This is a genomic window from Mucilaginibacter sp. P4_D1 (genome assembly GCF_056401935.1).
In genome coordinates this window covers 1-6,750 of sequence record NZ_JBFUIJ010000091.1, presented here as the reverse complement: position 1 = coordinate 6,750, position 6,750 = coordinate 1, and the positions used below count along the sequence as shown (strand labels likewise).

General features: G+C 44.5%; 3 protein-coding genes and 1 pseudogene. 1 reads left to right on the top strand and 3 read right to left on the bottom strand.

The genetic code is table 11. The annotated features are described in order from the left end of the window. The first annotated feature begins 23 nt into the window (after window positions 1-23). A complete protein-coding gene (locus tag AC1DV1_RS30890) occupies window positions 24-2,771 on the top strand; it encodes a S9 family peptidase (RefSeq protein ID WP_477368570.1) in 2,748 nt (915 codons plus the stop codon). A gap of 431 nt (window positions 2,772-3,202) precedes the next feature. Here the strand turns inward: AC1DV1_RS30890 and AC1DV1_RS30885 are convergent, their stop codons facing one another. The 3 genes and pseudogenes from AC1DV1_RS30885 to AC1DV1_RS30875 form a co-directional block, all read right to left on the bottom strand. After that, entirely contained in the window at window positions 3,203-4,918 is a 1,716-nt protein-coding gene (locus tag AC1DV1_RS30885) for a dihydrolipoamide acetyltransferase family protein (RefSeq protein WP_477368566.1), read from the bottom strand. A gap of 44 nt (window positions 4,919-4,962) precedes the next feature. Continuing rightward, a complete protein-coding gene (locus AC1DV1_RS30880) occupies window positions 4,963-6,210 on the bottom strand; it encodes a competence/damage-inducible protein A (RefSeq protein ID WP_477368562.1) in 1,248 nt (415 codons plus the stop codon). 5 nt (window positions 6,211-6,215) lie between these two features. After that, window positions 6,216-6,750, bottom strand: a pseudogene (locus AC1DV1_RS30875) (LPS-assembly protein LptD); the annotation flags it as partial.

Genomic DNA, 6,750 nt, shown 5'->3' with positions numbered 1-6,750 from the left:
ATGTTAGCCTATCCGCTCAAACAATCCCAAAAAAACCGTTAGACCATGCTGTTTTTGACGGATGGCAAAACATAACCGGCCAGCGGATAAGTAATGACGGTAAATGGATTATGTATGTTGTGAAACCGCAGGAGGGCGATGCCCAACTGGTGATAACTGATTCAAAAAACACGACCAAATTGCAAATACCACGTGCCGATACGGCGCGTTTCAGCAGCGATGGTAAATTCGCTGTATTCCAGATCAGGCCTTTTTTTAAAGATACCAGGCAGGCTAAGATCAAGAAGAAAAAACAGCCGGAATTCCCTAAGGACACTTTAGGATTTATTTCGCTTTCAACCCAAAATATCATCAAAATACCGTCGGTGAGAAACTTTAAGATAGCCGAGAGCGCCAATGTAATCGCCTATCTGTCTGCTACTGATACAATAAAAAAGCCTTCGCCTGGCGACACCTCCAAAAAAGCTGTTAAAGAAACTACCGCGCCGTCAACGCAGGACGGTGCCGACCTTACAGTAAAACAATTGGCAGGCACCATAACCCATACATTTAAATACGTTACCGATTACCAGGTAAGCAAGAATGGTAAGCTGGTGGCTTTTGCGGTTACCGCGCCGGCAAAGCAAAAGCAAGTTACTTCTGGCCTATATGTTTTTGATGTAGATAAAAATGTAGTAAAAGCTATCAGCAAAGGCAGGGGAAATTACCACAACATAACCATCGATGACGCGGGCAGGCAAATTGCTTTTGCCGCCGAGAAGAACCCCGAGAAAGCCCTGGTAAAACCATTTAAACTTTACTATTACAACCTAACCCGCGACAGTGCTACGGTGATAGCCGCCGAAGGATTAGAAACAATGCCCGATAAATGGGCCGTGAGCGGCGATGGTAAAATATATTTCAGCAAGAGTGGCACAAACTTGTTTTTTGGCACCGCCCCTATCCCCAAACCGGCCGATACTACCATTGTTGATTTTGAAGTAGCCCGGCTTGATATCTGGAATTATAAAGATGATTACCTGCAGCCCCAACAGCTAAAAAACCTGCAAAAGGAACTCAAAAGAAGCTATCTTGCTGTAATCAGGCCCGAAGACCCAACATCCAAACAGATACAATTGGGCAACAAGGCAATCCCCGAAGTTTTTGTGGCCGAGAATAAGGACGCACGTTATGTTTTGGGGGTTACAGATACCGGCGCACGCGTACAATCCCAATGGGAAGGCGACACCAAACAACAAGCCATTTTAATTGATACCAAAAGCGGCAACAAACGGCTGATAAACCAAGGTGTAAAAGCGAGTTATCGTATCTCGCCGGACGGCCAATTTGTGGCATGGTTCAATTTTGCCGATCAGCAGTGGTACAGCTACCAGATCATGACCGGCGCCAAAACAAACCTGACTAAATCAATCGGCACAAAAATGGGCGACGAATTGAATGATGTGCCCAACTATGCCCAGGATTACGGCTTAGCAGGCTGGACAAAAGACGATAATTCAATATTTATTTACGACCGGTACGATATCTGGAGCATTGACCCGGCAACGGGCGACGCCACAAACTTTACCAATGGTATAGGGCGCAAAAACAAACTCATTATCCGGTACGACATTACCGATCCCGAACAAAAATTTATTCCCTCAAAACAGCCTATGTGGTTACTGGCACAGGATGAAGAAACAAAGCAATGGGGATATTTTGTAAAAACACCCGAGAGCAAATCACCGCCTGAAAAGGTAACCTGGGGCAAACACAGCTATGGCGATTTAACCCGGGCAAAAAAGGCGGCAATTTACATCTACACCAAAGCGAATTATGAATCTTCGCCCGATTTGTACGTGTCAACCGACCTGAAAAAAGAGGCTAAGCTAAGCAGCATCAACCCCCAGCAGGCCCAATACAACTGGGGAACGGCCGAACTGGTGCACTGGACTACACCTAAGGGTTATAAGTCGACCGGTATTTTATATAAGCCCGAGGATTTCGACGCTAATAAAAAATACCCCATGGTAGTTTATTTTTACGAGAAACTATCCGAAGGATTGTATAACTACCTGCCCCCTGCGCCTACCCCTTCGCGCCTGCCCATTTCATTTTTTGTAAGTAACGGCTATTTGGTTTTTGCGCCTGATATCAGCTATGAAACAGGCCATCCGGGCGCTTCGGCAGTTGAATTCATCAATTCTGGGGTCGAATCTCTGAAAAAGAATTCATGGGTTGATGGCGCGCATATAGGCATCCAGGGGCAAAGCTGGGGAGGCTACCAGGTGGCCTACCTGGTTACCCAAACCAATATGTACGCCGCTGCCTGGGYTGGTGCCCCGGTTGCCAACATGACCTCGGCCTACGGCGGTATCCGCTGGGAATCGGGTGTTAACCGGCAGTTTCAGTACGAGAAAACACAAAGCCGAATTGGCGCTACATTATGGGAAAAGCCTGAGTTGTATATCGAGAACTCACCCTTATTCCAATTACCCAAAGTACAAACCCCGGTTATGATTATGAGTAACGATGCTGATGGCGCGGTGCCCTGGTACCAGGGAATAGAAATGTTTACAGCCCTGCGCCGCCTGGGCAAACCGGTTTGGCTGCTGCAATATAACGGCGAAGCACATAACCTGGTTCAGCGGCAAAACCGCAAAGATATTACTATCCGCGAACAGCAATATTTCGACCACTTTTTGAAAGGTGCACCAATGCCTGTCTGGATGGCCAAAGGTGTACCTGCTGTGGATAAAGGTAAAGACTGGGGTTTTGAGTTGGTAAAGTAGAGAACCGCACTAAATCTCCCCAGGGTAAACGCATCCAAATAGCTAATGGAATGAGTTTATGGCGTCGGTAACATATAAGCATCAAACAGCGCCTTATTTTTACTGGCTGATCCTGGTTAAATGATCCGTCTACCGAAGGCACTTGTATTGGCCAACAACAGGCACAAGTATTTGGATGCGCCTAAATTGTGCGATCAGTTTAGTGTTAACCATGATAAAATATAAAATATTGACTATCAAATATTTATAAATATCTTATCTGAAATGTGTTAAGTTATGTTAACCCAATTAGCTGGGTTTTTCCTGTAAATCTCCCTAAAGAAGGAATTTTTATATTTTATAAAACGCCATTCCGTTTCCAAAAAAAGAAGTTTGAAAACAACAAAGCCGGATTGATTAGTCCGGCTTTGTTGTTTTATATAAAGAGTTGTTTATATCTCTCTGTTTGCATCCCATTTCTCCAGGTAGTCGGCTACGCGGCGCACAAATGAGCCTCCTAAGGCACCATCAACAACCCTATGGTCATATGACAACGACAGGAACATCATGTGGCGGATGGCAATTACATCACCTTGTGGAGTTTCAATTACAGCCGGTTTTTTCTTGATGGCGCCAACTGCCAGTATAGCTACCTGTGGCTGGTTAATAATTGGTGTACCCATCACATTCCCAAACGAACCTACGTTGGTTATAGTAAATGTACCGTCCCTAACATCATCCGGTAATAATTTCCCTATACGGGCGCGGTTAGCCAGGTCATTAACTGCTTTGGTAATTCCCAGCAGGTTTAACTCATCGGCTTTTTTAATCACCGGTACTATCAGGTTACCACTTGGCAACGCCGTTGCCATACTGATATTGATGGCTGCCTTTTTAATGATTTGCGTACCATTAACCGTTACGTTAATCATCGGAAAATCTTTGATCGCCTTAACTACGGCCTCAATAAATATCGGTGTAAAGGTTATTTTTTCATTCTCGCGTTTTTCAAAACTGCTTTTCACCTTTTCGCGCCATAAAACCAGGCCCGTTACATCAGCCTCAACAAATGAGGTAACATGCGGCGAAGTTTGCTTGCTCATCACCATATGGTCGGCAATCAGTCGGCGCATCCTGTCCATCTCGATAATCTCATCGGCTCCGGAAACCGAGCTTAATGGCGGCGTCGGTTTTGCCGGTGCAGCCTCTGCTTTGGGCTCGGGTGCTTTTACAGGCTCCGCAACAGGTTGCGGTTTGGGCGGTGCCGCAATCTCAGGCTCTTTAACAGGTTCAGGCTCTGGAATTGCAGTGGCAGACTCTTCGGCGATTACTACATGATTTAATGTATCCGGTTGGCTTACCGCACTTTCTTCAGGTAACACAGCGTTTGTTGGCTCAACGGTTGTTTCTGGAGTTTCAGTAACGGGTTGTACTATGCTTTGGGTATTGTTTTCAACAGTAACTTCTGTTTTTTGAGCAGATGCCGGGGAGTTCTTATACTGAATATAACTTAACAGATCATCTTTGGTTAAACGGCCTTCAGACCCGGTACCGGGGATACGATCAAGTTCGTCAATGCTGATGTTTTCCTGGCTGGCGATGTTACGTACCAAAGGCGAGTAAAAGCGTCCTTCACCTTTAAAATTCTGATCGTAAGGCGATGGCGCCTGGGGTTCAAGCTGTGAAATTCCCGGGATATCAACAGGTGCCGCGATATCAGGTTGATATTCTGTCACCTCTTGATTTTCAATCACAGGCGCTGGTGCATCATACCTAACCTCGTTAAACGGGGTATATTCCTTAAAATCAGTTTGACTTTCTTCAGCGGCAGCTGATTCTGCTACGTGAGGTACTTCAATAGCAGGAATTGTTGTTTCAACTTCAGGAGCTGAGCTTACATCCGATCCGCCAGCTGCCTGTTCCGGCTCGTCAGTTTCAATAATGGCAATTATCGCCCCTACCTGCACTACATCGTTTTCCTGGTATAACTGCTCTATTAATTTACCGGCAACGGGTGATGGCACATCAGAATCAACTTTGTCAGTCGCAATCTCCATTACTGCTTCGTCGGCATCAACGCGATCTCCTGGATTTTTATTCCATTTAATTACGGTTGCCTCCGCAACACTTTCACCCATTTTTGGCAATAATAGTTGATATTTGGCCATAGATACAAATTATACTTTAAGCACAAAATTATGCATTTTGAAGGTTAATCTGCAACATCTGTTAGTAAAGTATTCAACATCGACAATGCAGTTACAGCGCTCCTTTCGATGTTTTGCTGCCTTTTGTTGCCAAATGTGTATTTCTTTACTAACAATTTCCCCTTGCCCGAAACCGCAATCCACACAGTACCAACAGGTTTATCTTCGGTGCCTCCATCGGGGCCGGCTATGCCCGTTATGGATATGGCAAAATCCGACTTAAAATTTAATAACGCACCTTCTACCATTTCCTTCACAGTTTGCTCGCTTACGGCACCAAAAGTTGCCAAAGTTTCTGGTTTTACCCCAAGAATATGCTCTTTCAACTCGTACGAATACACAATTCCTCCACCAAAAAACACTTTTGATGAACCGGCGTGCTGCGTAAAAAGATGAGAAAGGTATCCACCGGTACAGCTTTCGGCCACTGATAAAGTAAGCCCTTTTTCGGCCATTTTGTTCAGGATCGCTTTTTCTAACGGAATGTCTTCAGCAACAACAAAAACCCGGCCTATGCGTTCAATTATTTTTCCGGCAAATTCATCAACGCCTTTTTGCATCAAAGCAACGTCATCACCAAAAGCACTCAGCCGCAGCCTAACCTGGCCCAATTTGGGTAAATAAGCCAGCTTAATATACGATGGTAAGGCATCTTCAATATCTGCAATTCTTTCGGCCAAAAATGATTCGCCTTCTCCAACTGTTAAAAGTGTTTTGTGAATGATGGATGGCAGTTTAAGCGTATTCTTCAACTTCGGTATCACCCCATCTTCCATCATATACATCATCTCGAACGGAACCCCCGGCATCGATACATATATCACCCCATCATGATTAAACCACATACCTGGCGCTGTACCGTTTTTGTTTAATATGATCTCGCAATTTGCTGGTACTTGTGCCTGTAATCTGTTTACTTCAAGTAATGGCCGGTTATATTTAGCAAAAATACGCGCCACATTTTCCAATGCGTCTTTATCCTCCATCATACCAACGCCAAAGTACTCGGCTAATGTTTTTTTGGTGATATCGTCTTTTGTCGGCCCCAATCCACCGGTTATAAAAACAACCATAGCGCGGCCCGCTGCTTCGGCCAATGCCTTAAGGATATGTTCCCTGTCATCAGATACCGACGAGATTTGTTTTACCCTTACCCCTATTTTATTGAGCTCCTTAGCCATCCAGGCCGAATTGGTATCAACAATTTGTCCTATCAGTATTTCGTCGCCAATGGTTATGATCTCTGCCAGCATAGTAATTAATAAAAAGTTCTGCTACTTGAATAATCGTTTCTCTTACTCAGTTTTAAGTCCTGCAAAATAGTCGATTTTACCTTTAATGTAACATTATATGATTTTAAATAGCCAAAGGGTACCCATTGAAACGACAGGTCCCAGCAATGCAGGTCGCGATAAATGGAAAATGAAGTAGCGCTGGCCAGTTTCATTGCCTTAAAATCGTAGTTGGTTGAATATTGTATTTTCCACTTTTGGGTAATGCTTACATCCCCGCTTATCATCAGCGTGTTGCTGGTAGATACCTGGTTAAGATAATTGCTGTAACTATAACTATAATTTAAAGATATATTCCAGGGCACATTAAAATCTACATATGAATTAGGGTCGCTGTTTACCAGTGCCAAACGTTGCAGCTGTGGTGCTCCCGCCCCTTGCAAGGTATTTACGTTAGGCGTGCCGGGTGCTTTGGCCGATGTCGAGTTTAAGCTACCACTCATAGATATGCTCAATTGGTTTAACAACGGAAACTGCCCGTTTGACCACCTGAACTTATTA

Coding starts and splice junctions, on each gene's coding strand:
- AC1DV1_RS30885 (WP_477368566.1), bottom strand. CDS start 4,918: ATGGCCAAATATCAACTATTATTGCCAAAAATGGGTGAAAGTGTTGCG.
- AC1DV1_RS30880 (WP_477368562.1), bottom strand. CDS start 6,210: ATGCTGGCAGAGATCATAACCATTGGCGACGAAATACTGATAGGACAA.